Source organism: Streptomyces sp. NBC_01775 (assembly GCF_035917675.1).
GTDB lineage: Bacteria > Actinomycetota > Actinomycetes > Streptomycetales > Streptomycetaceae > Streptomyces.
Genome location: NZ_CP109104.1, coordinates 2,268,575 through 2,294,642 on the forward strand (window position 1 = coordinate 2,268,575; position 26,068 = coordinate 2,294,642).

The following is a 26,068-nucleotide window of genomic DNA, read 5'->3' on the forward strand; positions in this document are numbered from 1 at the left end:
AGCCGGGACAACACGCCTAGCTCGTCAGCTCGATCAGGCGCTCGACCGTACGCCAGTTGCGGCCCGTCATGGTGAGCCTCGGCCGCACGGCGGCCAGCGCGTCGGCCAGCTTGCTGCGGCCCATGCCACCGGGGAAGTAGCAGTAGACGGCCCGGCCCACGTGCCGGAACTCATCCGGCGCGTAGGCCGCCGCGTCGATCCCGGCGAAGTGGTCGGGCGCCGGCTCCTCCTCGATGAAGAGCACCAGCACCTTGGCCGGATCCAGCCCCGAGACCGGAAGGGGGCAGGCGGCGGCGACGGCGCGCAGCTCGTCCGAGGTGCGCACCAGACAGGGCACCGTGAAGCCGAAGTGCTCGGCGACGGCGCTCTCCAGCGTGGGGCCCGGGTCGGCGTCGTCCGTGCTGAAGACGGCGTTGCCGCTCTGGAGGTAGGTGCGCACATCGCTCCAGCCCAGCCCGGTCATGACCGCACGCAGCTCGGCCATGGGGACCTTCTTGTGTCCCCCCACATTGATCCCGCGCAGCAGCGCCGCGTAGCTCGTCATGTCCGACAAGGTACGGGTCCTCCCCCACGCCGACCACCAGCCGGCCATCAGCCGGCCGCTTCGGGGACCCGGCTGGGCTAGGTCCTGTCGTCACATTCCCGCCTGCCCCGCCCTCGGGGCGACGATGGGAATGTGACGACAGGGCCTAGGACACCGGGCGGGAGTCCGCCCAGAAGGACTCGAATTCCTCGCGGTAGACGGGGAAGAGCCCGCTGTCGGCCTCGTCCCGCGCCTTGTGCACCAGCTCCCGGCGGGCCCCGCGCAGCACGAGGACGGGCGTCTCCATGCCGCGCGCGTGGCGCAGATACGACTGGACGACCGCCAGGCCGTCGGCCCCGTCGGCGTCGACCATGTAGGCGGTGAAGCGCGGCGTCTCGTCGAACACGTGGATCTCGAAGGCCCCGGTGTCCCGCAGCCGCGAGCGGACCCGGCGCATGTGGAGGATGTTCGTCTCCACGGAGCGCGCCAGCTCCCCCTTTTTCAGGCCCAGTTCGCGCTCGCGCCGGCGCACCGCGCTGCTGGCGGGGTTCAAGAAGAGCAGCCGCACCCGGCAGCCGGACTCGGCCAGCCGCACCAGGCGCCTGCCGCTGTAGTTCTGCACCAGCAGGTTCAGCCCTATCCCGATGGCGTCCAGGCGGCGCGCGCCGCCGAACAGGTCCTCGGCGGGCAGCTGCCGCTGGAGCCGTACGCGGTCGGCGTGCACCCCGACCACATCGGCGAAGCGGTCCCCCACCAGCTCCTCGACGGCGTCGGCCGGCAGCCGCTCGCCCGAGGGCGCGCCGTCGGCCGAGGCGCCCAGCAACTCCAGCAGCCGGTGGCACATCCGCTCGGCCTGCGCGAGCACCGTCTCCGACAGCGCGCGGTTGCGGGCGACGGCGCTGCGCGCGACCTCCAGCTCGTCCAGGGCGAGTTCGACCTCGCGGCGGTCCTCGAAGTACGGCTCGAAGCACGGCCAGTGCTGCACCATCAGCTCGCGCAGCTGCGGCAGCGTCAGGAACGAGAGGATGTTGTCGTCGGCCGGGTCGAGCAGATAGCCCTTGCGGCGGCTGACCTCCCGTACGGCGACGGCCCGCTGCACCCACTCCTGGCCGGCGGGCCCGGCGGCGGCGATGACCCACTCCTCACCGTGCACCGGCTCATAGATCGGCCGCAGGACGGCGGCGACGACGGAGCGCGTGCGCTGTTCGACCAGGTTCAGCCAGACATAGGCGCGGCCCGCGCGCTGCGCCCTGGTGCGTACCTCCGCCCAGGCGTCCTCGCTCCAGCCCAGGTCGGCCCCGATCTCCATGGGGCGGGCCAGCGGGACGGTGCCCGGCTGGAGACCGGCCCGCTCGCCCAGCCCGTCCACCGGCTCGCCGGCCGTGCCGGTCTCCCCGGCGACGCCGCCGTCCGGCCCCGGCCCCTCGCCACCGTCTCCTGGGGGGAGTTCAAGCCCTCCCGCACCCAACTGCGCACCGCCTTCCACACCCCGGTGTTCGATCAAGGAAGACTACTGCGGCCATACGGGCGGTGCACCCGGAACCCCTGTCAACTTCCCTCCCCCGCCCCCGCGCGCGGGGGAAGATGACTTCCGGGTCCGCCACTCGCGCGGCGGACCCGTGAGGGGCATACCGACACGAAGACCACGACGACCGGGAAGAGACATCCCTATGCAGGTCTGGCCGGGACACGCGTACCCGCTGGGAGCGAACTACGACGGCGCCGGCACCAACTTCGCGGTCTTCTCCGAGGCCGCCGAGCGGGTCGAGCTGTGCCTGCTGCACGAGGACGGCTCCGAGACGGCCGTGGAGCTGCGCGAGTCCGACGGATTCGTACGGCACGCCTATCTGCCCGGGGTGCTGCCCGGCCAGCGCTACGGCTTCCGCGTCCACGGCCCGTACACCCCCGAGAGCGGCCAGCGCTGCAACAGCGCCAAGCTGCTGCTGGACCCCTACGCCAAGGCCGTCAGCGGAGCCGTCGACTGGAACGAGGCCGTCTACGGCTACCACTTCGGCGCCCCCGAGCAGCGCAACGACCTGGATTCCGCGCCGCACACCATGACCTCCGTGGTGATCAACCCGTACTTCGACTGGGGCGATGACCGCAGCCCCCGCACGGACTACCACCACACGGTGCTCTACGAGGCCCATGTGAAGGGTCTCACCATGCGTCACCCCGAGCTGCCCGAGGAGCTGCGCGGCACATACGCGGCGCTCGCCCACCCGGCGGTCATCGCCCACCTGACGGAGCTGGGGGTCACGGCGCTGGAGCTGATGCCCGTGCACCAGTCCGTCACCGACCACCGGCTCGCCGACCAGGGCCTGGTCAACTACTGGGGCTACAACACGATCGGCTTCTTCGCCCCGCACAACGCCTACGCCTCCTGGGGCGAGCGCGGGCAGCAGGTGCAGGAGTTCAAGCACGCGGTGCGCGCCCTGCACCAGGCGGGGATCGAGGTCATCCTCGACGTCGTCTACAACCACACGGCGGAAGGCAACCACCTCGGTCCCACGCTCTCCTTCCGGGGGCTCGACAATGCCTCGTATTACCGCCTCGCGGACGATCCCCGCTACTACACGGACACGACCGGCACGGGGAATTCACTGCTCATGCGCAGCCCCCACGTGCTCCAGCTCATCATGGACTCGCTGCGCTACTGGGTGGCCGAGATGCATGTGGACGGCTTCCGCTTCGACCTGGCGGCCACCCTCGCCCGGCAGTTCCACGAGGTGGACCGGCTCTCCTCCTTCTTCGACCTCGTCCAGCAGGACCCGGTCGTCAGCCAGGTCAAGCTGATCGCCGAGCCGTGGGACGTGGGCGAGGGCGGCTACCAGGTGGGCAACTTCCCGCCCCTGTGGACGGAGTGGAACGGACGCTACCGCGACACCGTGCGCGACCTGTGGCGGGGCGAGCCGCGTACGCTCGCCGAGTTCGGCTCGCGGCTGACCGGCTCCGCCGACCTGTACCAGGACGACGGACGGCGCCCCCTGGCCTCCATCAACTTCGTGACCTGCCACGACGGCTTCACCCTGCGCGACCTCGTCTCGTACGACGAGAAGCACAACGAGGCCAACGGCGAGGGCAACAGGGACGGCGAGAGCTACAACCGCTCCTGGAACTGCGGGGCCGAAGGCGAGAGCGACGACCCCGAGGTGCTGGCCCTGCGCCACCGCCAGCAGCGCAACCTCATCGCCACCTTGATGCTGTCCCAGGGCGTGCCCATGCTCAGCCACGGCGACGAGTTCGGCCGCACCCAGCGCGGCAACAACAACGCGTACTGCCAGGACGGCCCGCTCACCTGGGTGCGCTGGCCCGGCGACGAAGCCTCGGAGCACGGCGCACCGGCGGACGCGGATACGGGCGGGCCCGACCAGGCGCTGTGCGACTTCGTCCGCGCGATGGTGCGGCTGCGCCGCGACCACCCCGTCTTCCGCCGCCGCCGCTTCTTCCACGGCGGCCCCACCGAAGACATGCACGACGAGCTGTCGGACATCGCGTGGTTCACGCCCCAGGGCGAGGAGATGAACCCGGGCGACTGGCAGGAGGCCCAGGCCGGCTCCCTGACGGTCTTCCTCAACGGCAACGCGATCTCCGAGCCCGGCGAGCAGGGCGAGCGCATCACCGACGACTCGTTCCTGCTGCTGTTCAACGCCGAGGCCGAGCCTCTCGACTTCGTGATCCCGGTCGACCACGGCCGCGAGTGGGAACTGATCGTGAACACCGCCGAGGAAACCGTCCACCCGGCGGGAGCCCGCCCGAAGATCCCCGCCGGCGCCCACCTCCCCCTCCCACCCCGGGCGATGGCACTGCTGCGGCGCCCGCAGTAGACCTCGCCGCCCGGCCGTCACGGCAGAACGTGGGCCGTCAGCCGTCAGCCGTCAGCCGTCACGGCAGAGCGTGGGCCGTCACAGCACACGCGCTCCGACGTAGGGCATGCACTGGCCTCCGACCGTGTCCGTGGCCACTTCCAGGACCTGGCTGCCGTCGGACGACGGCAGCAGGCTGGAGCTGTAGTTGGGGCAGGGGCCGAGCTTGGTGGTCTTCACGGAGACCGGCGCGGGGATCTTTCGCCACGGCCCCCGGCCGCCCTTGCTGTTGGTCCAGATCACCCGGCCGCTGTCCGGAGCTCGGCTGCCGTCCGCCCGGTACATCGCCTGGCCCACCAGGAACAGCTTGCCCTGGGGGTTCCCCTTCTCGGGGGCCCAGGCCAGCGTGGGCGCGTGTTTGAAGTATTCGCCGTCCGCCGTCTCGGGGCGGAACCCCAGATGGGTGGGGTCGCCCCAGTTCCATCCGTCGGAGGACGTGCGGTAGTGCGTCACACAGTCGAACTGCCCCGCCGGAGCACAGATCTCGTACGTCATCAGATAGCTCCCGCCCGGCAGCCGGCGCACCACCGACATTCCGGGCCGGTCCGCGTGCGGAGTGCTGGCCACGGTGTCGCGCGGCCGACTCCACGAGACGCCGTCCTCGGACCGGGCAGCGACGAGTTTCTGGCTGTGCGCCGGGTCGGTCTCGTCGGAGTAGTGGCAGACCAGGTTCCCCTCGGCGTCCACGGAGAACTCCGGCTCCCACAGCCCACCGGTGCCGGAGGCGGTGGCCACGGTGGACACATAGGACCAGCTGCGGGCCAGGTCGGTGCTCTTGAAGACCCGGACCGACATACGGCGGTCCTTCTCATCCTGCCCGAACGAGGCTGCCCACAGCAGCGTGCCGGCCGGCATGTCCCCGATCCGCTGCGGCAGTTCGTACAGCGTGGCGCAGCACAGGCCCCGGCCCTTCGCCGCCTTCGGGTCGGCGAGGGTGCCCGCCCGGTGGAAGCGGGCGCCGTCGTCGGTGCTCTCCTGGAAGTCCCCGAGCGCGTCGCCGCCCGGGTGGGTCACGGTGGAGACCAGCACCCGCCCGTTGTCCCGGCCGTTGTGCTCAAGACGGATCGCTCGGGGGTACATGGCGCTGCCCTTCTGGAGCAGGGCCCGCCCGGGTCCGGGCAGCTTCGGAGCGGGCTTGTCCTTGCCTTTGTCCTTGTCCTTGGAACGTTTGTCCTTGTCCTCGGGCCGCTGGGAAGCTCCCTCGTCGTTGTCCTTGTGCCGTTGGGATGCGCCCTGATCCTTCTTGCCGTCGGACGGGCCGTTCGTTCCGAGTGTGATGAACAGGACCCCGGCAGCGAGCAGGGCCAGCAACAGCGGCAGGATGACCACGGGTCTGCGAAGGCCTGGGGGGAAGGGGAGTCTCCCGAGCATGGTTCTTCCTGATCTGTGGGGGGCTTGTCCACAACGCCGTAGGGCGCCGCGAACCTGGTCATAGCCTGCAACAGCGGCCGGAGGCCTGAGCCGGCGGGTTCCGGTCCGGGGCGACGGGGAGCCCCTCCACCGCCGAGGACGGGGGCGCCGCAGCGCCCCCGGTCTGTCATCCGTCCAGGACGTCGCGCAGTCGGCGGGCCTCCTTCACCAGGCGGGACTTCGGCGGCCGGGACGCCACCTCCGCCAGGCCGGGTATCTCCCCGCACGCCCCGGCTCGGGCGGCGATGTCCGTTGCCAGCGCCAGCAGATCGCTCAGGCCGTGGATGCGCGCGCCGGACTCCAGCAGCCGCGGCAGCAGCCCCGACAGCACCGGCCACACCACTCTCACCCCCACCGCCGCCGAGGCGTCCCTCAGCCCGGACGCGAGGCGGGAGGCCACCGGCACCCTCAGCTCATCGAGGGCCGCCGTCAGCCGCGCCGAGTCCAACTCCCCGCGCGAGACCATGACGACCAGCGCGTCCACCGCGGCCGTCCGGTCCTCGCGGCGGTCCTCGTTCAGCCCCTCGGCCAGTACGCGGTGCATGGCCTCGCCCTTGATGCCGGGCAGCGCCGCAACCCGCTCCAGCCTCCGGCAGTCCACACGCGCGCCGCTGCGGCGCACGCGGTACCACGCCCACTCGGCCTGGACCTCCGGGTCGCAGGGGAGGTCCTCCGGGCCGCAGGGGAACACCGAGGGGGCTTCGACGGGGCTGCGCCCCTCGGTGGGGCCGGGTCCGGCCAGCAGGGCGGCGAACGGCTCGGGGTAGGCGGCCGGATCCGTGTCCCGTCCGCCCGTCCGGAGCCGGTCCGCGAGGCGGCGCCCCGCGGACGAGGCCAGCGCGCCGGCGGCCTCCCGCACGCCCGGATCGTCCTCCGGGGCGACCCGCAGCAGCGCCTGCGCCAGATCCACCGGCCCGGGCTCCACCTCCAGCCGCTCGTACTCGGCGATCCGGGCGACGAGTTCGGCCGCCGCCACCGTGCCGTTGTCGTGTGTGGCGGTGGCCAGCAAGAACGGGGTCGGGGCACTCCGCTGGAGCCGGCCGACCAGCTCCCGGCCCCGCATCTCCATCAGCGTGTCGTAGATCGACGGCCCGCCCGGATACCGCACCCCGCACACGACCGCCGCGACCCCCAGGAGGTTCCACGGTTCGTGCCCGGCCTGGGAGAACCAGTCGAGGTGATCGGCGATCCCCGCCCGCAGCGCGTCCGCGAGCCCCTCGTGGTCCCGGTGGGCGTGGCGCACCAGGCGGTCCAGCAGGGCGTCCTCGAACGGGCCGTCGTCCTGGTGGCGGCGCCACCAGACGCGGAGGGCCGCGGCGACGTCCTCCGGGGTGTCGTCCTCCGGGCCCTCCAGCCGCGCCGCCTCCGGCGGCGGGGGCGGGGCGATGTCGGGCTCGCGCTCCGGGCCCGCGGACGGCGCGGGCGCCTCGGCGCTCCGCGGCAGATGACGGGCGATCAGCCGATCGATCCGCTCCCGCAGCGCCGCGTCCTCCAGCGCGTCCCGTGCCTCCGCCAGCGCCTCGACCGCGGCGCCCGCTGTCGCCGGCTCCTGTCCGACAGCCCGGCCCAGCCAGGCCAGTTGGGCCCGGACCAGCTTCTTCTCCGGGCGGAGCAGCACATCGCGCGACACCTCGACGACCCGGGCGGGCGCCAGCACCCCGCCCAGCACCTGCTGCGCGTGGGCTGCGACCGTGGACGGGCCGTCCAGCAGCAGGCGGACGTAGTCGTCCTCGTACTTCGCGCACTCCTCCGCCGAGGGCGCGAGCTTCTCCAGCGTCCACAGCCGGAACCGGACATCCGCAGCCGCTCCGGTGCCGCGGACCAGCGAGGCGAGCACGGCGTCGTGGAGGCGGCCGGCGTCGAGGGTGCCGTCGGCGGCGAGCGCCGCGAGCGCGGCAGGCCAGGAGTAGTCCGGATCGTCGCGGGGGGACGGGCTCAGACTCGAATAGCCCCGCACCCCGTCGATCTCGAACAGGCGGTGGGCGAGGGGCCGCAGGAACGGGTCGTCCGCGAGGATGACGGCGAGCGGACGCTCGTCCCAGGTCGGCGGGGTGGTGTCGATGTTGTAGCGGCCGGCCGCCTCCCGGACCCACGTGAGGACGAACGCGTCCGTGGCCGGGACGGGGCAGCCGGAGCGCCGGATCAGCTCGACAACCAGGTGGTAGTAGGGCAGTTCACCCTCATCGAGGCGGCCGTCGGCGATCCGGCGGACGAGTTCGGCCTGGAAGCCGGTGTCGCGGGTGTCGGGCCCGTCGGCGAACAGACAGGCGATCAGGGCCGCGTCGGGCCGCCAGCCCGGGATGCTGGGGACCCGGGTCTTGCCCTTGAGCAGCCACTCGGCGACGGCCGGAGCGGTGGCCAGGCACCCCGCGCCGGCGAGCTGGACCGCGATGCGGCGCGGGTCGTCGTAGGTCCACAGGGTGACCCTGCTGAGCGACGCGCGGGCGGCCTTCAGCTCGGGAACGGCGGCGCGGCGCTCGGCCGCGGTCATGGCGGCCAGGGCATCGGGAACGGCGCGGTAGTCGCCGTTGTCGATGAGCGTGAACAGCGGGTGGTCGGACATGTGCGGTGGCACTCCCCCGTGCGGTGGTTCGGTATGTGATCGGTGAGGTGGGGCGGATCGTGGTGGGACGGTGCGCGCCGGGCGCGCACCGCGCGGGTGCGTCAGGTGGTCAGCGGCCCTGGGCCGCTCCGGTGCTGCCGGGGGCGGTCGCCCCGGTTCCCGCGCCGTCCGCGGCGATGCGCACGGCGAGGGCGTGGCTACAGGGCCCGCGGCTGCCCTGGTGCTCGGCCCACCACTGGCACGTACACGACGGCACCCTCCGCGTGGTTCCGGCGGCGCCCCGCACCCGGTGCGTGCGCCCGTCGGCCGCCGTGACCTCAGCGAGGGCCGGGCCCAGGCCGCGCACGCCGCCCGCGGCGACGATCGCGCGTGCGGCCCGCAGCCGCGGGTTGTGATCCTCGGCCCGGCCGGGGACGAACGGCAGCTCGCGGTGGAAGTACGCAGCCGCGGCGGGGTCGTAGCCCACGCGGCCGTCCGCTCCGAGCCGGGTGAGCGCGGCGCGGGTGCGTTCGACCGTCAGCCCTGCCTCGGCAGCCAGCTCGGCGGTGTCGATCCGGGAGTCCCAGGCGAGCAGGACGGACAGCAGCTCGGCGTCGGCCTCGACGTCCGGCCCCGCGAGATCGTCCAACACCGCTCCCTCCCCCGAGAACCCCCGGCCCGTCTCGGGCGACAGCGTGAGCGTCAGCCGGAGACCGGCCGGGAGGGATATCTCCCACGCCGCGGCCTGCGTGGCGCTGCGGGCGGTCACCGGCGGCCCGTAGAGGCGGAGGCCGCGCGCGTGGCGCAGCACGCGGCGCAGCGCGGTGAGGCGCTGCGGTCCTGACAGGCACACGGCCCCCGGCACGGGCCGGGACGTGGTGCGCAGCCGCCCGTGGTGGGCGACGACCCACTCCGCGCCGCGCGAGGCGTTGCCGGAACCGGCCCGCGGGAGGGTGCGCAGGAAGCGGAGCGCCTCGGCGGCGGGCAGCTCGGCGCGGAGGTCGAACCGGGAGGCGATGACCTGGGTCTCGGCGAAGCCGCGTATCCAGCGGTCGGGCAGCGGGACCTTCTTCTCGACGATCCGGTCGCCGCCCGTTCGGACGGCGAGTTCGTCGGGACCGACGGTGAGGCCAAGCGGCTCACGGGCGGTCAGCCGCCCGAGGGCGTCCCGCAGCGGGAGGTTCACGTCGACGTTCGTGGTACCGCGGCCGACCTCCCCGCCGTCCAGCCCGGCCGGGGGCACGTCCAGCCGGGCGTGCACGCCGCAGCAGCCGGAGAACGACTCGAACCGCAGCCGGCCGCCCCCGGCCGTGACCACGGGATCGAGGCTCGCGGCCCCGCTCAGCCGCGGATCGTAGTACCGGGCGGCGGCCACGTCGGCGACGGCGAGCAGCGCCACGGCGGACGCCTCGGGTTCGGTGAGGGCCCCGTCGAAGAAGCGGGGGTTCGCGGCGGCGGCCCCGGCCGGGGTGCGTCCTCCGCTGGTCTGTAGGGCGAGGGCGTGCACCGCGGCGTCGAAGGCGGACGGGGCACGGTAGTTGTACGTCGTGGTAGCTGCGGGCATGTGACGGAACATTAAACCCGGGCTCTGACACCCCCGTTGCCCGCGCCCACCGTCCCACGCCCGAGCCGCCACTGCCCGGCGCACCGGCGCACCGCCCGGGTACCGGCCGCCCAGGTGCGGACGGCCGGTGCCCGGTCTCAGTCCGTGCCGGACTCCATCGCGGCGCGGTCCAGCATCGACTCCTCGTCCGTGACCTCGCCGCGCGAGGCGATCGCCTGCGCGTCGCCCACGTCCATGGCGCCGATCAGGCCGGTCGAGGCCGCCTGCGCGGCGCCGATCAGCGTCGGGTGCGCTGTGCCGACCATGCCCAGGCCCGCGTACTGCTCGAGCCGCTCACGGGAGTCGGCGATGTCCAGGTTCCGCATGGTGAGCTGGCCGATCCGGTCCATCGGGCCGAACGCCGAGTCCTCGGTGCGCTCCATGGAGAGCTTGTCCGGGTGGTAGCTGAGCGTCCGGCCCCGGGTGTCGAGGACCGAGTAGTCCTCGCCGCGCCGCAGCCGCAGGGTCACCTCGCCGGTGATCGCCGCGCCGACCCAGCGCTGGAGCGACTCGCGCACCATCAGCGCCTGGGGGTCCAGCCAGCGGCCCTCGTAGAGCAGCCGGCCGAGCCGCCGGCCCTCGTTGTGGTACGCGGCGACGGTGTCCTCGTTGTGGATCGCGTTGACCAGGCGCTCGTAGACGATGTGCAGCAGCGCCATGCCGGGCGCCTCGTAGATGCCGCGGCTCTTGGCCTCGATCACCCGGTTCTCGATCTGGTCGGACATGCCCAGACCGTGCCGGCCGCCGATCGCGTTGACCTCCATGACGAGGTCGACCGGAGAGGCGAACTCCTTGCCGTTGACGGTGACCGGGCGGCCCTGGTCGAAGCCGACCGTCACATCCTCCGGAGCGACCTCCACCGACGGGTCCCAGAACCGCACGCCCATGATCGGGTCGACCGTCTCGATGCCGGTGTCGAGGTGCTCCAGGGTCTTGGCCTCGTGTGTGGCGCCCCAGATGTTGGCGTCCGTGGAATACGCCTTCTCCGTCGAGTCGCGGTACGGCAGCCCGTGTGCGAGCAGCCACTCCGACATCTCCTTGCGGCCCCCGAGCTCCGTGACGAAGTCCGCGTCCAGCCAGGGCTTGTAGATCCGCAGGTGCGGGTTGGCGAGCAGCCCGTAGCGGTAGAACCGCTCGATGTCGTTGCCCTTGAACGTGGAGCCGTCGCCCCAGATCTGCACCCTGTCCTCGAGCATGGCCCGCACCAGCAGCGTGCCGGTCACGGCACGGCCCAGCGGCGTGGTGTTGAAGTACGGGCGCCCACCGGACCTGATGTGGAACGCGCCGCACGCGAGCGCCGCCAGCCCCTCCTCGACCAGCGCGGCACGGCAGTCGACGAGCCGGGTGATCTCGGCGCCGTACGCGGAGGCACGGCCGGGCACGGAGGCGATGTCGGGCTCGTCGTACTGGCCGATGTCGGCGGTGTACGTGCACGGGACGGCGCCCTTGTCGCGCATCCAGGCGACGGCGACCGAGGTGTCGAGCCCGCCGGAGAAGGCGATGCCGACGCGCTCGCCGGCGGGGAGGGAGGTGAGGACCTTGGACATGGCAAGACTATGCAACATTACGCATGATCATGCAACATCGGGAGGTGAGACGGCTACCCCGGGGGGGGCCGAGCACCCCGGAGCCGGGGTGGCGGGGGGCCGCCGCTGCTCCGGCCATCGCCTGGGATCACCTCTTTCGGATCACCGCCCGGCACGGGCAGAAGGCAAGAATGGGCTCCGCCGGGGTACGTACGTTCGCATGACACGTGAGGGCACCGTTCCCGCACATCCGAGCCCGTATCCCCGCCCACCCGTCACCCCCACCGCGACCTACCGCCTCCAGCTCCAGCCCGGCTTCCCGTTCGCCGCCGCCGAGCGCGCCGTGCCGTACCTGGCCCGGCTGAGGGTCTCGCATCTGCACCTGTCCCCCGTGCTGAGGGCGGTGCCGGGCTCCACGCACGGCTACGACGTCACCGACCACGGCACGGTGCGCGAGGAGCTGGGCGGGGAGCGCGGGCTGCGGGCGCTGTCGGCGACGGCCCGCGCGCACGGGCTGGGCCTGGTCCTGGACATCGTGCCGAACCACATGGCCGTCCCCGAAGACCTGCGGCTGAACCACCCGCTGTGGGAACTGCTGCGCGAGGGCCCGTCCTCCCCGTGGGCGCGCTGGTTCGACATCGACTGGGCGGCGGGCGGCGGACGTGTCCTGCTGCCGGTACTCGGGGAGCGGCTGCACGAGGCGCTGCCCCGGATGCGGGTCGAGGCGGGCACCCTGCGCTACGGGGAGCAGGTCTTCCCGTTGCGCGGGGGCACCCAGCACCTGCCACTGCCCGAGCTGTGCGAGGCACAGCACTACCGCCTGGCGTGGTGGCGGCTGGGCAGGACGGAGCTGAACTACCGCCGCTTCTTCACCATTTCGGGTCTCATCGGAGTGCGGGTGGAGGACCCCGCGGTCTTCACCGCGACCCACCGCAAGGTCCTCCAGCTCCTCCACGAGGGCGTCGCCGACGGGCTGCGTGTCGACCATCCGGACGGCCTCGTGGACCCGGGCGGCTATCTGCGGCGGCTGCACGAGGCGACCGGCGGGCGCTGGACCGTCGTGGAGAAGATCCTGGCCGACGGCGAGACCCTGCCCGCCTCCTGGCCGGTCGCGGGCACGACCGGGTACGACGCGCTGCGGCACCTCGACGGCCTGTTCACCGACCCGGCGGGCCACGCGCGTCTGACGGGGCAGTTCCGCGACTTCACCGGGGTGCGCGCGGACCGGGGCGGCGAGTGGGAGGCGACGCGCAGCCGCTGCGCCTACCGCGTCGTCGTACACGATCTGGCGGCGGAGACGGAGCGCCTCACCCGCGCGGCCGTCCGCGCGTGCGCCGCCTCGCCCGCCCTGGCACAGCGCGATCACGCGCCCTGGACCCTGCGGGCCGCGCTGCGCGAGCTGCTCGTACGGCTGCCGGTCTACCGCCCGTACACCGCGCACCGCCGCCCGCCGGACGAGGTCGACGCCGCGCTGCTGGAGCGGGCGGCGGAGGGGGCGCGTACCGCGTTCCGGGTGCCGGAGGAGGCGGCGGCCGTCGAGGCGGTGCGGGAGCTGGCGCTGGGCACCGTGGAGGGCGGCCCTGACGCGGCGGAGTTCCCCGCGCGCTTCGCACAGCTCTCCTCCGCGCTGCGCGCCAAGTCCGAGGAGGACGCCGCCTTCTACCGCCATGTGCCGCTGCTGTCGGCCTGCGAGGTCGGCGGGGATCCGGGGCGGCCCGCGCTGCCGCCCGAGGAGTTCCACGCCTACTGTGCGCGCACCCAGCGGGACCGGCCCACGGGCGCGACCGTCCTCTCCACGCACGACACCAAGCGCAGCGGCGACGCGCGCGCGGCGCTCGCGGTGCTGAGCGAGTGCCCGGAGCGGTGGGCCGAACTGCTGCACGAGGCGGAGACGGCCCCGGAAGAGGCGGAAACGGCTCCAGCGGGGGAAGCGGCGGCCGTCCCCGAAGCCCCCGACCCGCACACGGCGTGGACGTACTGGCAGACCGCGCTCGCCCTGGGCACCCACCCGCCGCCGCCCGAACGGCTCGCGCCCGCGCTGCTGAAGGCCGTACGGGAGGCCGGGCTGCGCACCAACTGGACCGAGGGCGACGCCGATTACGAGCGGGCCGTCACCCGCTTCGCCGAGACCGCCGGGCAGGGCCCGGGAGCGCGGGCGCTGGCGACGCTGGCCACCGACCTCGCGCCGTACGTGCGGGCCAACGTGCTCGGCGCGACGCTGCTGCACCTGACGATGCCCGGCGTGCCCGACCTGTACCAGGACACCGAGCGCGTCTACCGGGCGCTCGTCGACCCGGACAACCGCTCCCCCGCGACGCTCGACGGCGACGGGGGCCCGGAGCGGGACGGCGCGCGGCAGAGCGGCTCCGAGCGGGAGGGCCCGGGTCGAGAGAGCGACGCCGACGCCGAGAAAGCGCGGCTGACGGCGGCGGCACTGCGGCTGCGCGCCCGGCGCCCGGAGCTGTTCGGGGACGCGGCGTGGTACGAGCCGGTGCACGCGCGGGGCGCGGCGGCCGAGCACTGTGTGGCGTTCGTGCGCTCCGGCGCCGTCCTCACCGCCGTCACCCGGCTGTCCCTGCGGCTGACGCGGGGCGGCGGCTGGGACGACACCCATGTCGATCTCCCGCCGGGCAGCTGGCACGACCAACTGCCCCTGGGGACAGGCGTCCCCGGACGGACGCTGACCGGGACCGTCCCCCTGTCGCGGCTCTTCGAGACGGCGCCGGTAGCCCTCCTGACCCGCGCGCAGCCGCCCACGGATGCGGAGCCGCCCACGGAAGGGGCGCTGTCCACGGAAGAGAACGGCGCCCTCAAGGGTCCGTCAGCAGCCGGATGAACGCCTCGGCGGCGCCGGTCGGCTCGGAGCGGGCGTAGGCCGTCAGGGGGCGGCGCCAGGGCGGGCCGATCGGCACCAGCTGGGCCGAGGGCACGATCGCGGGCGCCAGGAACGCCGACATCAGGCAGATCCCGGCGCCCGCCGCGGCCAGCCGGGCCGCCGTCGTCGGGTGCTCGACGCGCACGGCCGTACGGGGCACGAAGCCGGCCTGTGCGCACACGTGGTCGAGGAACTGCCGCCCGTCCACCCACGGCTCCATCCCGCACCGCACCCAGCCCCGGTCGGCCAGCTCCGTCAGCTCCACCGGCTCGTCGGCCGGCCTGCCGCACAGCGGGTCGTCGGCCGGGACCACCAGCGCGATCTCCTCCTCCCCGACCTGCCACGAGGGGCCGGGCCAGCGCGCCGGGCGGTAGCCGACGGCCAGGTCGGCGATGCCGCGCGCCATGTGTTCGCGCAGCTCCTCCTCGGTGGCGTACTCGCGCAGCCGCAGCGTCACCTCGGGGTACCGCCGCCGCATCCGCGCGACGGCCTCGGTCAGCACGCCGACGGCCAGCCCGTGCACCGTCGCGATCTCCAGCTCGCCGCCGTCCACGCCCGCCGCCGCGCGGGCCGCCCTGCGGGCCTGCCGGGCGCTGCGGACGGCGAGTTCGGCATCGGGAAGAAAGGCCCGGCCCATCGGCGTGAGCCGCACCCCGCGCGGCAGCCGCTCCAGCAGCGGGCCGCCCACCTCCCGCTCCAGGGCCTTGATCTGGTGGGAGAGCGCGGACTGGGTGACGTGCAGCGCCTCGGCGGCGCGGGTGAAGGAGGACTCCTCGATGACGGTCACGAGGTATTCCATCTGGCGCAGGCTCACGCTCTCACTCCCCCACTCCCTCCCCCGTGGCATGAAGAACGTTCATCGCTTTCATAGAAACATTGTGTTGGACTCATCGCGCGGGCGGGGCGGACGCTGGCCCCATGAGCGAGAACAGCACGGATGTGATCGTCATCGGCGGCGGAACAGGCGGCTACAGCACGGCACTTCGCGCCGCCCACCTGGGCCTGGATGTGACGCTCGTGGAGCGCGACCTGGTCGGCGGCACCTGTCTGCACCGTGGCTGTGTGCCGAGCAAGGCGATGCTGCACGCGGCGGAACTCGTCGACGGCGTCGCCGAGGCGCGCGAGCGCTGGGGCGTCAAGGCGACGCTGGAGGGCGTCGACTGGCCGGCGCTGACCGCCACCCGCGACGACATCGTCTCCCGCAACCACAGGGGCGTGGAGGGCCAGCTCTCCCGCGCGGGCGTCACGGTCGTGCGCGGCACCGCCACGCTCACCGGGCCGCGCGGCGTCCGGGTGACGGACGCGGGGAGTACAGGCGGCGCGGGCGTCCAGGGGTGGACGGCGCGGCGCGGCATCGTGCTGGCGACCGGGTCAAGGCCGCGCACCCTGCCGGGACTTGAGCCGGACGGACAGCACGTGGTCACCAGCGACGACGCCCTCTTCGCACCCGGTCTGCCGAAGAGCGTGCTGGTGCTGGGCGGCGGCGCGATCGGCGTCGAGTACGCCTCCTTCCACCGTTCCATGGGCGCCGAAGTCACCCTCGTCGAGGCGGCCGAGCGGCTGCTGCCACTGGAGGACGAGGACGTGAGCCGCCAGCTGACCCGGGCCCTGAAGAAGCGCGGCATCACCGTGCTGACGGGCGCCAGGATGCTGGACGCGCACCGCGTGGACGCCCGCCGCGCGGACGCCCGCCGTGTGGACGCCGCAACCGGAGGCGGGCCGGGCATCGAGGCCAGGGTGCGCCCGGCGCGCGGCGCCGAGACGGTGATCGCCGCCGAGCGGCTGCTCGTCGCGGTCGGCAGGGTGCCGGTCACCGACGGCCTCGGCCTGGCGGCGGCCGGGCTCACCACCGACGCGCGCGGGTACGTACCGCCCGCCGACCTGTCGACGCTCAGCACGGCGGTACCCGGCCTCCACGTCGTCGGCGATCTGCTGCCGCCGCCCTCGCTGGGCCTGGCGCACGCCTCGTTCGCCGAGGGCCTGCTGGTCGCGGAGACGCTGGCGGGGCTCCCGTCCCGGCCGGTCGACTACGCGGCCGTCCCCCGCGTGACGTACTCCAGCCCGCAGACCGCCTCGGTGGGCCTGAGCGAGGCCGAGGCGCGGGCCGCGGGGTACGAAGTGGCGGCCAACGTCATGCCGTTGACCGCCACGGCGAAGGGCATGGTGCACGGCCAGGGCGGCATGGTGAAGGCCGTCGCCGAGCGGGGGGCGCAGGGGCGCGTCCTCGGCGTCCACCTGGTCGGGCCGCATGTCTCCGAGATGATCGCCGAGTCCCAGCTGGCGGTGGCCTGGGACGCCTCGCCCGCCGACATCGCCCAGCACGTGCACCCCCACCCGACGCTGAGCGAGGCCGTGGGCGAGACCTTCTTGACCCTGGCGGGCCGAGGACTCCACCAGCACGCCTGACCTGTACGCGGCGTCCGGCTCGTCAGTTGCGCCGCGCCCGGAACCGCTGCTCCCTGGCGCGGAGCGCGAGCGCGATGAGAGCCGCGTCCTCGGGGCGGCGTACGTCGCGGCCGGTGAGCTCGTGGAACCGGTTGAAGCGCTGCTGCACCGTGTTGCGGTGGCAGTACAGCGCGGCGGCCGTGTCCACGATGGAGCCGCTGCCGGCCAGATGCACCTGTACGGTCTCCAGCAGGCGCGTGGTCTCGACATCGGCCACACCGACAGCGTTCAGCCCGGCCCAGCACGTCCTGGGCGAGTTCGCCGCTCAGCTCCTCGGTCCGGTGGACCAGTACGTCCAGCCAGCTGTCCTCCAGCTTCCGCGGCCCGGATTCGCCCGCCGGAAGCACCCTCGCCGTGGCGGTGGCGAGCTGCACCGCGCGCGGTACGGAGGCCAGCCCGTCCACCACGGGGGACACCCCGCACGCCACGTCGCTCAGCTGGGCCAGCACGTTCTGTGGTGTGACCCGGCTGCAAGATCCCCTTCCTCGTCCTCATGCGCCAGTACTGGCGCCGCGGTGAGGTCGTCATGCCGCCCATGAGCCGGGCCCCGTCGCGCCCCTCTCAAAGCGCCGCGCACGCTCTTTAATGGAAGCATGCTGTTCGAGGTGTGGGCACCACACGCGGAGACCGTCACCCTGCACATCGCGCCCGGCCGCACCCACGCCATGGCGCACTCGCCCACACACCAGGGCTGGTGGCAGACCGAGGCGGCGGCCGGGGACGGAAGCCGCTACGGCTTCGCGCCGGACGGCGGCCCGGCACTGCCCGACCCGCGCTCCCGCCGCCAGCCCGACGGGCCCGAGGGGCTGAGCGCGGTGGTGGACCACGACGCGTACACCTGGCGGCACCCGTGGCGCGGGCTGCCGCTGCCCGGCGCCGTCCTCTACGAGCTGCACGTGGGCACCTTCACCCGCGAGGGCACCTTCGAGGCCGCCGCCGAACGGCTCGGGCACCTGGCGGGGCTGGGCGTCACCCATGTCGAACTGATGCCCGTCTGCCCGTTCCCCGGCACGCACGGCTGGGGCTACGACGGGGTCGCGCTGTGGGCGGTGCACGAGCCCTACGGCGGGCCCGAGGGGCTGAAGCGGTTCGTGGACGCGGCACACGGGCAGGGACTCGGCGTCGTCCTCGACGTCGTACACAACCACCTGGGGCCCTCCGGCAACCAGCTGCCCGCCTTCGGGCCGTACTTCACCGAGCGCCACCAGACACCGTGGGGCGCGGCCGTCAACCTGGACGCGCCCGGCTCCGACGAGGTGCGCTCCTATCTGATCGGCAGCGCCCTGGCCTTCCTGCGGGACTACCAGCTCGACGGGCTGCGGCTGGACGCGGTGCACGCGCTGGCCGACACCCGCGCCCAGCACTTCCTCGCAGAGCTGTCCGAGGCGGTGGACACGCTGGCCGCGCACACCGGACGGCCGCTGTTCCTGATCGCCGAGTCCGACCTGAACGACCCGCGCACCACGGCCCCGCGCAGCGTCAACGGCCACGGGCTGCACGCGCAGTGGAACGACGACTTCCACCACGCGCTGCACACCGCCTTGACGGGCGAATCCCACGGCTACTACGCGGACTTCGCGCACGCCCCGCTCACCGCGCTCGCCAAGACACTGACCGGGGCCTTCTTCCACGACGGCGGACACTCCACCTTCCGGGGCCGCCGGCACGGCCGCCCGGTGCTGCGCCCGGGAGCCGCGGGCGTCCCCGCGTACCGCTTCCTGGCGTACGCGCAGACCCACGACCAGATCGGCAACCGCGCGCTGGGCGAGCGGCTGGCCGCCCTCGCCACCCCCGGGGCGCTCGCCTGCGCCGCGGCGCTCGTCCTGCTCGCACCGGGGACGCCGCAGCTGTTCATGGGCGAGGAGTGGGGGGCGCGCACCCCCTGGCAGTACTTCACCGACCACCAGGACCCCGAGCTGGCCGAGGCGGTGCGGCAGGGGCGGCGCAGGGAGTTCGCCGCGCACGGGTGGCCGACGGAGTCGGTGCCCGACCCGCAGGACCCGGCGACCCGCGCGCGCTCGTGCCTGGAGTGGAGCGAGCCCGAACAGGCCCCGCACGACCGGCTCCTGGACTGGCACCGCACCCTGATCCGGCTGCGGCACGCCCACCCGGTGCTGGCGCACCTGCCGCTGGGCGAGGCGCGGGTGGAGCATCCGGGCCCGGCGGTGGAAGCGGAGACAGAGCGGTGGCTGCTGCTGCGCAACGGCCCGCTCCACGTCGCCGCGAACCTCTCCCCGGATCGCGGGGCCCACATCCGGCTCCCCTCGCCGCACCCGGTGCTCCTGGCGTCCTGGGACGCGGAGGCGCGGCTGGCGGACGGGACGCTGAGCCTGCCGCCGGAGTCGGCGGCCGTGCTCGGATAGCGCGGCGGGGGCGGGCCGTCGCCTTCCCCGCCCCGTCACACGGCCGGGGGTCCGCTACCCGCGCCCGTCCACGACCAGTTCGGTGGCGGCCCGCTCCCCCTCGTCCGCATGGCCTTCCTGCTGGCCGCCCCGCTGGACCGGCTGCGTGCCGGTGGGCACCTGCTGGACTCCTGGACCGGTGGAGGACGGCAGGAAGGCGGCGATGAGCAGGCCGACGACGGCGGCTCCGGCCGCGATCAGGAAGGCGGTGCGGAAGCCCTCCAGGCTGGGCACCTGCGTGGGGCCGAGCGGGCTGCTCATCTTGGCCAGGACGACGCCGACGACGGCGCTGGAGGTCGAGGTGCCGATCGACCGCATCAGCGTGTTCAGGCCGTTGGCGGCGCCCGATTCGGACGGGTCGACGGCGCCGAGGATCAGCGCGGGCATCGCGGAGTAGGCGATCCCGATGCCGACCCCGATCAGCACGGCCAGTACGACGGTCTGCCACACCGCGCCCACCAGCAGCGTGCCCAGCAGATAGGAGCCCGCCAGGATCACCAGCCCGGTCATCAGCGACACCTTGGGCCCGCGCGCGGCGGACAACCGGGCAGAGAAGGAGGAGACGAGCATCATCGCGATACCCATCGGCGCCACGCACAGCCCGGAGACGACCATGGACTGGCCCAGCCCGTAGCCCGTGGACCTCGGCAGCTGGAGGAGCTGCGGGAGGACGAGCGTGAGCGCGTAGAAGGCCAGCCCGACCATGATCGAGGCGAGGTTGGTGAGCAGCACCTGACGGCGGGCCGTCGTCCGCAGGTCCACCAGCGGGTCCTGGAGCCGCAGCTCCAGCAGCCCCCACAGCACGAAGATCACGGCGGAGGCGCCGAACAGCCCCAGCACCAGCGGGCTGCCCCAGCCCCAGTCGCCGCCCTTGGAGATCGGCAGCAGCAGCGTCACCAGCCCCGCCGTCAGCCCGAGGGTGCCCAGCACGTCGAAGCGGCCGGGCGTGCGCAGCGGCGACTCGGGCACCAGGAAGCGGACGAGCGCCATGGCGAGCAGACCGATGCCTGCGGCGCCGAAGAAGAGGACGTGCCAGTCGGTGTACTGCGCGACGTACGCGGCCAGCGGCATTCCCAGCGCACCGCCGACACCCAGCGAGGAGCTCATGAACGCCATGGCCGAACCGAGCCGCTCGGGCGGGAGTTCGTCCCGCATGATGCTGATGCCCAGCGGGATGGCCCCCATGGCGAACCCCTGCACGGCCCGTCCCGCGACCATGGGCACCAGCTCGGAGGTGAGGCCGCAGATCAGCGAGCCCAGCACCATCATCCCCAGGCTGAAGAGCACCAGCCGCCGCTTGCCGTACAGATCGCCGAGCCTGCCCATGATCGGGGTCGCGACGGCACCCGACAGCAGGGTGGAGGTGATCACCCACGAGGCGTTGGAGGTGGACGTGCCCAGGAGCGAGGGCAGTTGAGCGATGATGGGCACGATCAGGGTCTGCATCACGGCGACGGAGATGCCCCCGAAGGCCAGCACCGGCACGAGCCACCGCCCGCCCCGCTCCGCGCCCTTCTGGCGGGCCCCGCCCACGGCCGTGCCTATGCCACCGGAACCGTCAGTGGTCTCTCCCACGCTCTCCCCCACGCCCTTTCCTCATGTTCTGCTGTTGTTCGACGTTCTTGTCGAAGTTCTTGTCGACGTTCTCGCACTGTCCGAAGCTCTCGGCGGCTCACAGCCCACGGCCCACAGCGACGCCGCCCACACACACCACACCCGGCGCACACCGCCACAGCCATCTTCATGCAGCCTACAAATGAACTGTCCCCGCACGGCCGGTATTCCGCCATGAGAGATGAGGCGCACAAAGGCATCCTTGACCGGGCCTCGCACGCTCCTAGACCCAAGGCCGCCCCGCGCACGACCGGCGCACCCGATGCCAGCCGCGGCCAGGGCGTGGCCGGGCAGTGGTCAGCAGCGCAGCACGCAGCGGGACGGACCGCCCGGCCCGGACCACTCTGTCAGAGGGCAACCAGACTGCGCAGAACCAGGCCCAGGCCGACAAGGAGCACCGCCAGCGCGGTGAGGAGAGTGCCGTAGCGCATGTAGCGGCGCAGCGCGGGAAGTCGGCGCTCCCCCAGCATGGCGAGTCGGCTGCCGCCCCCGGAGAGCAGCAGTCCGGCGGCCGTGAGGGTGGTGGCCATGCCGAGGCCGTAACCGAGGACGAGCAGCACTCCGAAGAACGTACGGCTCAGGGCGACGGCGCCGAGCAGGACCACGAGTGCCGACGGGCTCGGCACCAGTCCGCCCGCCAGTCCGACTCCGAGAAGCGAGGACAGCCGGAGGCCGCGCGCGCCGTCGCGGGTGTGACCGTGCATGCGGTCGGGCTCATGGGAGTGGTCGGGTGTGTGAGCGTGCTCCCGCGCATGGCCGTGGCTGTGATCATGGCTGTGTCCGTGGTGCCGGTGGCCAGGGCCGGGGTGCCTGTGAGTGTGTCCGTGGTGGTGCCGGCCGGCCGTCGGGGCGTCGGCGCTGAGGGCGCGCGCTGCGGTTATCACGAGTCCGGTGCCGATGGCCGCGATGATCACCCCGCTGATCGCGCCCAGCCAGCCCAGCAGCTGTTCGCCCAGCAGGCCGCCGGAGACGGTCAGCACCAGTCCCACCGCCAGCACACCCGCTGTGTGGGTCGCGGTCACCGTCGCGCCGACCGTGAGGGCCGCGCGTACCCCGCCCTCCCGGCGGGCCAGGCACGCGGCGACGGCGAGCTTGGCATGGCCGGGGAGCGCCGCGTGGCCCGCGCCGAGGAGCACGGTCAGCAGGATGGCGAGCAATCCCACTGGAGGGGTCAGGTCGTGTCCGGTGGCAAGGGAGGTGAGCCGCTGCTCCAGCGCGGGGAAAAGGACGGCGCCCTCGGCCTGCGAGGGGGCCGCGCCCGGCTCGGCGTCCTCTGTTGCGGTCCCGCCGCCCTTGCCGTCCGGAACCGTCTTGAGGCTGGCGCCGGTCTGATTCAGCGGCTCGTCGGCCGCGTCGGACGGGTAGTCACGCAGCCCGTCGCTCGAACTCCGGGCCGGAACATCGGACTTGGCGAGGTTCACACCCAGCCCGGTGGCGGTGATCTCCTTCCAGCCCGTCCGCGCCGCCTCGGCGCCGGAGGTGAAGGTCACCTCGGCGGAATCCGACAGGTCGGCGACGGCACGCAGTCGGCAGGTCAGCCGGGTGATGGGCAGGCCGGCCGCGCCCTTCCTGTAGAGGAGTCGGCTGCCGCGCACCTGCCACGGCCGACGCTCCCCGTCCACCGACAGGTCCATCGCGCGGGCGAGCCGGGTGCAGCGGACCTTCGCCGAGTGTGCCGCCTCGGCGCGCGAGACGGTGCCGTCGCCGTTCCGGTCGGCCGTCTCGCGGTTCTGCGCGGTGGGAATCTCCGCGCTGTCGACGACTGCCACGTCCTCGACCCGGTCAGGGAACAGCCGCAGCCCGTCATGGTGGTTGAGGCTGAAGTTGCCCAGGGGGTGTGCGTGCGCTGCCGGTGCGGCGGACGTACCGAGCAGCAGCGCGGTGAACACCACCATGACGCAGCGGGCGGCCCGGGGTGCCAGGCGGAAGGGGCTGATCAACTGTGGTCACCCTTCTCCGCGCCGCGCGCCTGCGCATCGCGGCCCGGTCCGTCCTGCGTCTTCCCGGGACACACCCGCGCGCACGCCGCGCTCTCCCGTCCGCCGAGCATCTTGACGGCCTTGGGGGCGTGGTAGGGCGAGAAGTGCGGGTTGAGCGCCAGGGCCTGGCGGAGGTGACGGTCGGCCTCCGGTCGTCCGAGCGCATGCTCGATCGCGCCCCGGTGGTAGCGGAACAGCGCGCTCTTCCACCCCGTACGGGCCGCCTGCCGGGCGTAGGTCAGGGCCTCCTCGTCGTGCCCGGCTCGGTGCAGCGCCCAGCCGAGCGCGTCGGCCACGATGACGCCCCGGGAGCGTTTCCACTCGTCACGCAGCAGCCCCACGGCCCTGCCCGGGTCGCCGTGGTCGGCCTCGTACAGCGCGAGGTGCGGGTCGACCGTGCCGCCCTGGTCGCGCACCATCTTCAGCTGCGCTTCGAGCGCGGCGTGCTGCCCTGCACCGACGCGCTTGCCCCGCTGCCCGCCGGGGTGTTCGGCCAACCGCAGCTCGGTGGCCTCGGCGAGGAACTGCGGCAGCGGCGTCCGCGCGGCCAGCCGGTCGTAGAGGGCCAGCGCCCTGTCGGTACGACCGTGCGCGGCGTGCACCCGCGCGAGGCCGGAGGCGCCGTACGGGTGGCCGGGCACGACTCGTACGGCGCGCCGAAAGTGCCGCTGGGCACGCACCACTTCCCCCTGCGACCAGGCCAGCTCGCCGAGCCTCGCTTCGGCGAACGCGGTCTCGCCCGGTGTCTCGGCGCTCCGCTCCGCCCGGCGGAGCGCCACCGCCGCGTCTCGAACCCGGCCGTGTGTCTCCAGGTCGTAGGCGGCCCTGCTGTACGCGGCGGCGGTCGGAGCCAGATCGAGCATCCGCTGCACGGCGGTCCGCGCGGCGCGGTAGTGGCCGAGCTGGATCTCGGCGTCGGCCAGTACCCCGTAGCCACCGGGGCGTTCGGGCGCCATCCGGGTGCCGCGCAGCCCGTACGCGCGCCCTTCGGTGAACTCGTGGCGGGCATTGGCGAGTTGCCCGTTGCCGGTGACGGCCGCGTAGTTGTCCTCGGGCCGGAGCGCGAGGGAGCGGCGGAGAGCTTTGCCCGCGGCGTCCAAGCGCCCGGTGTCGAGGGTGGTACGTGCCCGTTCGATTTCGGCCTGGGCCAGTCCGGACCAGGCCACGGGGTCCTTCGGGTCCCGGTCCACAGCCCGCTGCGCGGCGCGGACCGCGCTGTCCGCGTCCGGCGACGGTGGTGCGCCCGGCCCGGCGCGTCCTGCGCGCGGACCGGCGCCGTCGGTGGTGTCGCCGGTGAGGCCGCCGGGCCCGAGAGCCAGGAGTCCCAGGACGCACACGCCGACGGCTGCCGCTCCGCCCGCGGCGGCTGTCCTCCGCCTCACAGTGCCGCGTGTGGGGAGTTGAGGTACGGGAAGGTGTCCTTGGCGTCGGCGGGCTGGAGCTTCAGGCTCGGGGTCGGCAGCAGGTGCTTGGCCGAGGGGCCGGCGGGTTCACCCTCCAGCAAGCGGATCAGCGGGCCGTCGATGGTGTCGTTCAGCCGGCGGCCGTTGGGGAAGCCCTGCCGGTCACCATCGAGGACACCATCCGGCTTCGGGTTCCGGGAGACCGGTGTGGTGAGGTTGAGCCGCAGTTCCTCGGCCGGGACGATCTTCGACGAGTCGGCGTCGGCGTTCATCGTGTGGGTGTTCAGGTCGTAGCCGAACGTCGCGCCGTTGTCCTTGCCGATACCGCGCAGGAAGAGCGCCTCGATGTCCTTGCGTGGAGCCACGGGCGCCTTGAATCCCTCGGCGCGCTCGATGCGGTGTGGCGGGACCGGGTCGTTGACGGCGTCGAGGAAGTCCTGTTCCAGGTGGTCGTCCTTGGGCTCGCGCTGCTGGAAGCGGTCCTCGGGGCCGCCTGGCTTGGCCAGACCGATGGTGGAACCGAAGACGCCGAACGCCACGTGCGGATGGCCCTGCCGGGACACCTGGTGGAAGGGCGCGTTCTGCCGGGACAAGCTCTTGTCGAGGTTGGCGCCCGGACGGGAGACCGAGGCCCACACGCCCACCACCGGGTTGCGCCGCGGGTCCTCGCTCAGTGCGATGTCTTCCTTGGGCACCTGGAGGACGAGGCTGTTGACGTTGAGCACGGACAGCGGCTGTGCGTCGGGGAGCCAGCCGCGCACTGGCCCGGCCGAACCGGCCGTATAGAGCCCGAAGGTTTCGCTGTCGGCCTTGAACGCCTCGGCGGACTGGCCCGCCAGCGTCCGCCCGCCACCCGGCAGGTCACGGGTGGCTTCCCTGCGCAGCTTCGCGTAGTTGGGCATGAGCACGTTGCCCGCGTGCGTGGGGGCGGCGATGCCGTCGCGGACCAGTGTCTCGGGTTCCTTGTTCCCGCGAATCCGCTCCAAGACATACGTCTGACGCACGCCCAGCGAGCGGTCCTCGAGCGACCGCACCGGCATCGGACCGACCTTGGGCTGGCCGGGGAACCTCCGCCGATCGTCCTCCTTGAACGTCCAGCGGTATGCGGTGTCCGGCTTCCCGTCGCCGTCCGCGTCCGTGTTGATCTCGTAGCGAGCGCCGTTCGCGAAGGGGTAGTCGGCCACGGAGTTGGTGGCGTTGCCCGGGAGTTGGAAGGGACGCACGTTGGCGATGAGGGTGACCGCGTCCTGCGCGTCCGGACTGGTGAACGCGTAAACATCGGTGATGTCGGCGGCAGTGTCGGCCACCGACGAGGGGGCGTCGACATGGCCGCCCGCCCGGCTGCTGGGGATGAGCGGGCCCGCGAGGGCGGCGCCGGCCACGGCGGTGGCAGCACCGACGACGGCGAAGCGGCGGCGAGAAGCTCTGCCGGTCCGGAACATACGGCACTCCATTCGGTGGGGTGAGAGAAGGGCGATGAGCCACAGCGTGGCGTGCATAACGATCCGCTCGCTATGCACACCGCGTTCTAGCCATACAAACCGTCCGAACGGGGGAATTCCAGCGTGGCGCGTGTACCGACGCGCGGCACTTCGAGGAGACCAACTCGACGGATTTAAAGGCGACTTGCACATCGAGCGGTCGCGCGTCAAGGCGACGATAACCCACTCGGATGATGAGCTTCCCCCAACGTGTCACGTTTCCGCGCACGGCTATCGCACTGCATAAGCATGCGGTCATCCTCGTGGACCATGCAGGCTGGCGATGGCGGCGGCGCGACCCACGCGTCGTGTCGGAGCCCGTCGGCTCACGGGCGTGGTGCCTGGTCGGGATCAGGCACAGCTCCGGCTTCGCGGGCCCCGGGGCCGGACACCACGACC

16 protein-coding genes are annotated in these 26,068 nt (G+C 73.2%); 4 read left to right on the top strand and 12 right to left on the bottom strand.

The genetic code is table 11. The features are described from left to right. Window positions 1-16 precede the first annotated feature (16 nt). Entirely contained in the window at window positions 17-544 is a 528-nt protein-coding gene (locus tag OHB04_RS10285) for a DUF1697 domain-containing protein (RefSeq protein WP_326687366.1), read from the bottom strand. Between the two features lie 145 nt (window positions 545-689). Then, window positions 690-1,892 (bottom strand): SAV2148 family HEPN domain-containing protein, encoded by a 1,203-nt coding sequence (locus OHB04_RS10290; protein WP_405807573.1) that lies wholly within the window; start codon window positions 1,890-1,892, stop codon window positions 690-692. A 301-nt stretch (window positions 1,893-2,193) separates the two neighbouring features. Here OHB04_RS10290 and glgX point away from each other — a divergent pair, with 301 nt between their 5' ends. Further along, entirely contained in the window at window positions 2,194-4,350 is a 2,157-nt protein-coding gene (gene glgX, locus OHB04_RS10295; RefSeq protein ID WP_326807327.1) for a glycogen debranching protein GlgX, read from the top strand. A gap of 78 nt (window positions 4,351-4,428) precedes the next feature. On the opposite strand, the gene OHB04_RS10300 is transcribed toward glgX, so the two are convergent. The 4 genes from OHB04_RS10300 to argG all read right to left on the bottom strand — a co-directional run bounded on the left by OHB04_RS10300 (window position 4,429) and on the right by argG (window position 11,491). Next, complete coding sequence (locus OHB04_RS10300; RefSeq protein ID WP_326807328.1) at window positions 4,429-5,760, bottom strand: exo-alpha-sialidase; 1,332 nt, start codon at window positions 5,758-5,760, stop codon at window positions 4,429-4,431. A 166-nt stretch (window positions 5,761-5,926) separates the two neighbouring features. After that, a complete protein-coding gene (locus OHB04_RS10305) occupies window positions 5,927-8,362 on the bottom strand; it encodes a hypothetical protein (RefSeq protein ID WP_326807329.1) in 2,436 nt (811 codons plus the stop codon). 109 nt (window positions 8,363-8,471) lie between these two features. Then, complete coding sequence (locus tag OHB04_RS10310) at window positions 8,472-9,905, bottom strand: SWIM zinc finger family protein (RefSeq protein WP_326807330.1); 1,434 nt, start codon at window positions 9,903-9,905, stop codon at window positions 8,472-8,474. Window positions 9,906-10,042: 137 nt separating this feature from the next. Next, complete coding sequence (gene argG, locus OHB04_RS10315) at window positions 10,043-11,491, bottom strand: argininosuccinate synthase (RefSeq protein ID WP_326687371.1); 1,449 nt, start codon at window positions 11,489-11,491, stop codon at window positions 10,043-10,045. A 199-nt stretch (window positions 11,492-11,690) separates the two neighbouring features. On the opposite strand from argG, the gene treY reads away from it, so the two are divergent. Next, window positions 11,691-14,306 carry a malto-oligosyltrehalose synthase gene (gene treY, locus OHB04_RS10320; protein ID WP_326807331.1) on the top strand — a complete coding sequence of 872 codons (2,616 nt, stop codon included), beginning with the start codon at window positions 11,691-11,693 and terminating at the stop codon, window positions 14,304-14,306. Here the strand turns inward: treY and OHB04_RS10325 are convergent. Next, window positions 14,281-15,159: a LysR family transcriptional regulator gene (locus tag OHB04_RS10325; protein ID WP_326807332.1), complete on the bottom strand. Its 879-nt coding sequence runs from the start codon at window positions 15,157-15,159 to the stop codon at window positions 14,281-14,283. The genes treY and OHB04_RS10325 overlap by 26 nt on opposite strands. 104 nt (window positions 15,160-15,263) lie before the next feature. Between OHB04_RS10325 and lpdA the strand changes: the two genes are divergently transcribed. Further along, a complete protein-coding gene (gene lpdA / locus OHB04_RS10330; protein ID WP_326807333.1) occupies window positions 15,264-16,751 on the top strand; it encodes a dihydrolipoyl dehydrogenase in 1,488 nt (495 codons plus the stop codon). A gap of 22 nt (window positions 16,752-16,773) precedes the next feature. On the opposite strand, the gene OHB04_RS10335 is transcribed toward lpdA, so the two are convergent. After that, entirely contained in the window at window positions 16,774-17,007 is a 234-nt protein-coding gene (locus OHB04_RS10335) for a helix-turn-helix domain-containing protein (RefSeq protein ID WP_326807334.1), read from the bottom strand. A 376-nt stretch (window positions 17,008-17,383) separates the two neighbouring features. Here OHB04_RS10335 and treZ point away from each other — a divergent pair, with 376 nt between their 5' ends. After that, window positions 17,384-19,153, top strand: coding sequence for a malto-oligosyltrehalose trehalohydrolase (treZ, locus tag OHB04_RS10340; protein WP_326807335.1), 1,770 nt, complete (start codon window positions 17,384-17,386; stop codon window positions 19,151-19,153). A gap of 54 nt (window positions 19,154-19,207) precedes the next feature. On the opposite strand, the gene OHB04_RS10345 is transcribed toward treZ, so the two are convergent. The 4 genes from OHB04_RS10345 to OHB04_RS10360 all read right to left on the bottom strand — a co-directional run bounded on the left by OHB04_RS10345 (window position 19,208) and on the right by OHB04_RS10360 (window position 25,630). Beyond that, window positions 19,208-20,737 carry an MFS transporter gene (locus OHB04_RS10345; RefSeq protein ID WP_405807571.1) on the bottom strand — a complete coding sequence of 510 codons (1,530 nt, stop codon included), beginning with the start codon at window positions 20,735-20,737 and terminating at the stop codon, window positions 19,208-19,210. A gap of 416 nt (window positions 20,738-21,153) precedes the next feature. Next, window positions 21,154-22,746: a nickel transporter gene (locus OHB04_RS10350; RefSeq protein ID WP_326807336.1), complete on the bottom strand. Its 1,593-nt coding sequence runs from the start codon at window positions 22,744-22,746 to the stop codon at window positions 21,154-21,156. Further along, window positions 22,743-24,167: a tetratricopeptide repeat protein gene (locus OHB04_RS10355; protein ID WP_326807337.1), complete on the bottom strand. Its 1,425-nt coding sequence runs from the start codon at window positions 24,165-24,167 to the stop codon at window positions 22,743-22,745. Before OHB04_RS10355 ends, OHB04_RS10350 begins: the two co-directional genes overlap by 4 nt. Continuing rightward, on the bottom strand, window positions 24,164-25,630 hold the full coding sequence (locus OHB04_RS10360) for a DUF4331 domain-containing protein (protein WP_326687379.1): 1,467 nt from the start codon (window positions 25,628-25,630) through the stop codon (window positions 24,164-24,166). Before OHB04_RS10360 ends, OHB04_RS10355 begins: the two co-directional genes overlap by 4 nt. Window positions 25,631-26,068 lie beyond the last annotated feature (438 nt).

What these genes read in the sequence shown, in the direction of transcription:
- OHB04_RS10285 (WP_326687366.1), bottom strand. Translation starts at nt 544, where the DNA reads ATGACGAGCTACGCGGCGCTGCTGCGCGGGATCAATGTGGGGGGACAC.
- glgX (WP_326807327.1), top strand. Translation starts at nt 2,194, where the DNA reads ATGCAGGTCTGGCCGGGACACGCGTACCCGCTGGGAGCGAACTACGAC.
- OHB04_RS10300 (WP_326807328.1), bottom strand. Translation starts at nt 5,760, where the DNA reads ATGCTCGGGAGACTCCCCTTCCCCCCAGGCCTTCGCAGACCCGTGGTC.
- OHB04_RS10305 (WP_326807329.1), bottom strand. Translation starts at nt 8,362, where the DNA reads ATGTCCGACCACCCGCTGTTCACGCTCATCGACAACGGCGACTACCGC.
- OHB04_RS10310 (WP_326807330.1), bottom strand. Translation starts at nt 9,905, where the DNA reads ATGCCCGCAGCTACCACGACGTACAACTACCGTGCCCCGTCCGCCTTC.
- argG (WP_326687371.1), bottom strand. Translation starts at nt 11,491, where the DNA reads ATGTCCAAGGTCCTCACCTCCCTCCCCGCCGGCGAGCGCGTCGGCATC.
- treY (WP_326807331.1), top strand. Translation starts at nt 11,691, where the DNA reads ATGACACGTGAGGGCACCGTTCCCGCACATCCGAGCCCGTATCCCCGC.
- lpdA (WP_326807333.1), top strand. Translation starts at nt 15,264, where the DNA reads ATGAGCGAGAACAGCACGGATGTGATCGTCATCGGCGGCGGAACAGGC.
- treZ (WP_326807335.1), top strand. Translation starts at nt 17,384, where the DNA reads ATGCTGTTCGAGGTGTGGGCACCACACGCGGAGACCGTCACCCTGCAC.
- OHB04_RS10360 (WP_326687379.1), bottom strand. Translation starts at nt 25,630, where the DNA reads ATGTTCCGGACCGGCAGAGCTTCTCGCCGCCGCTTCGCCGTCGTCGGT.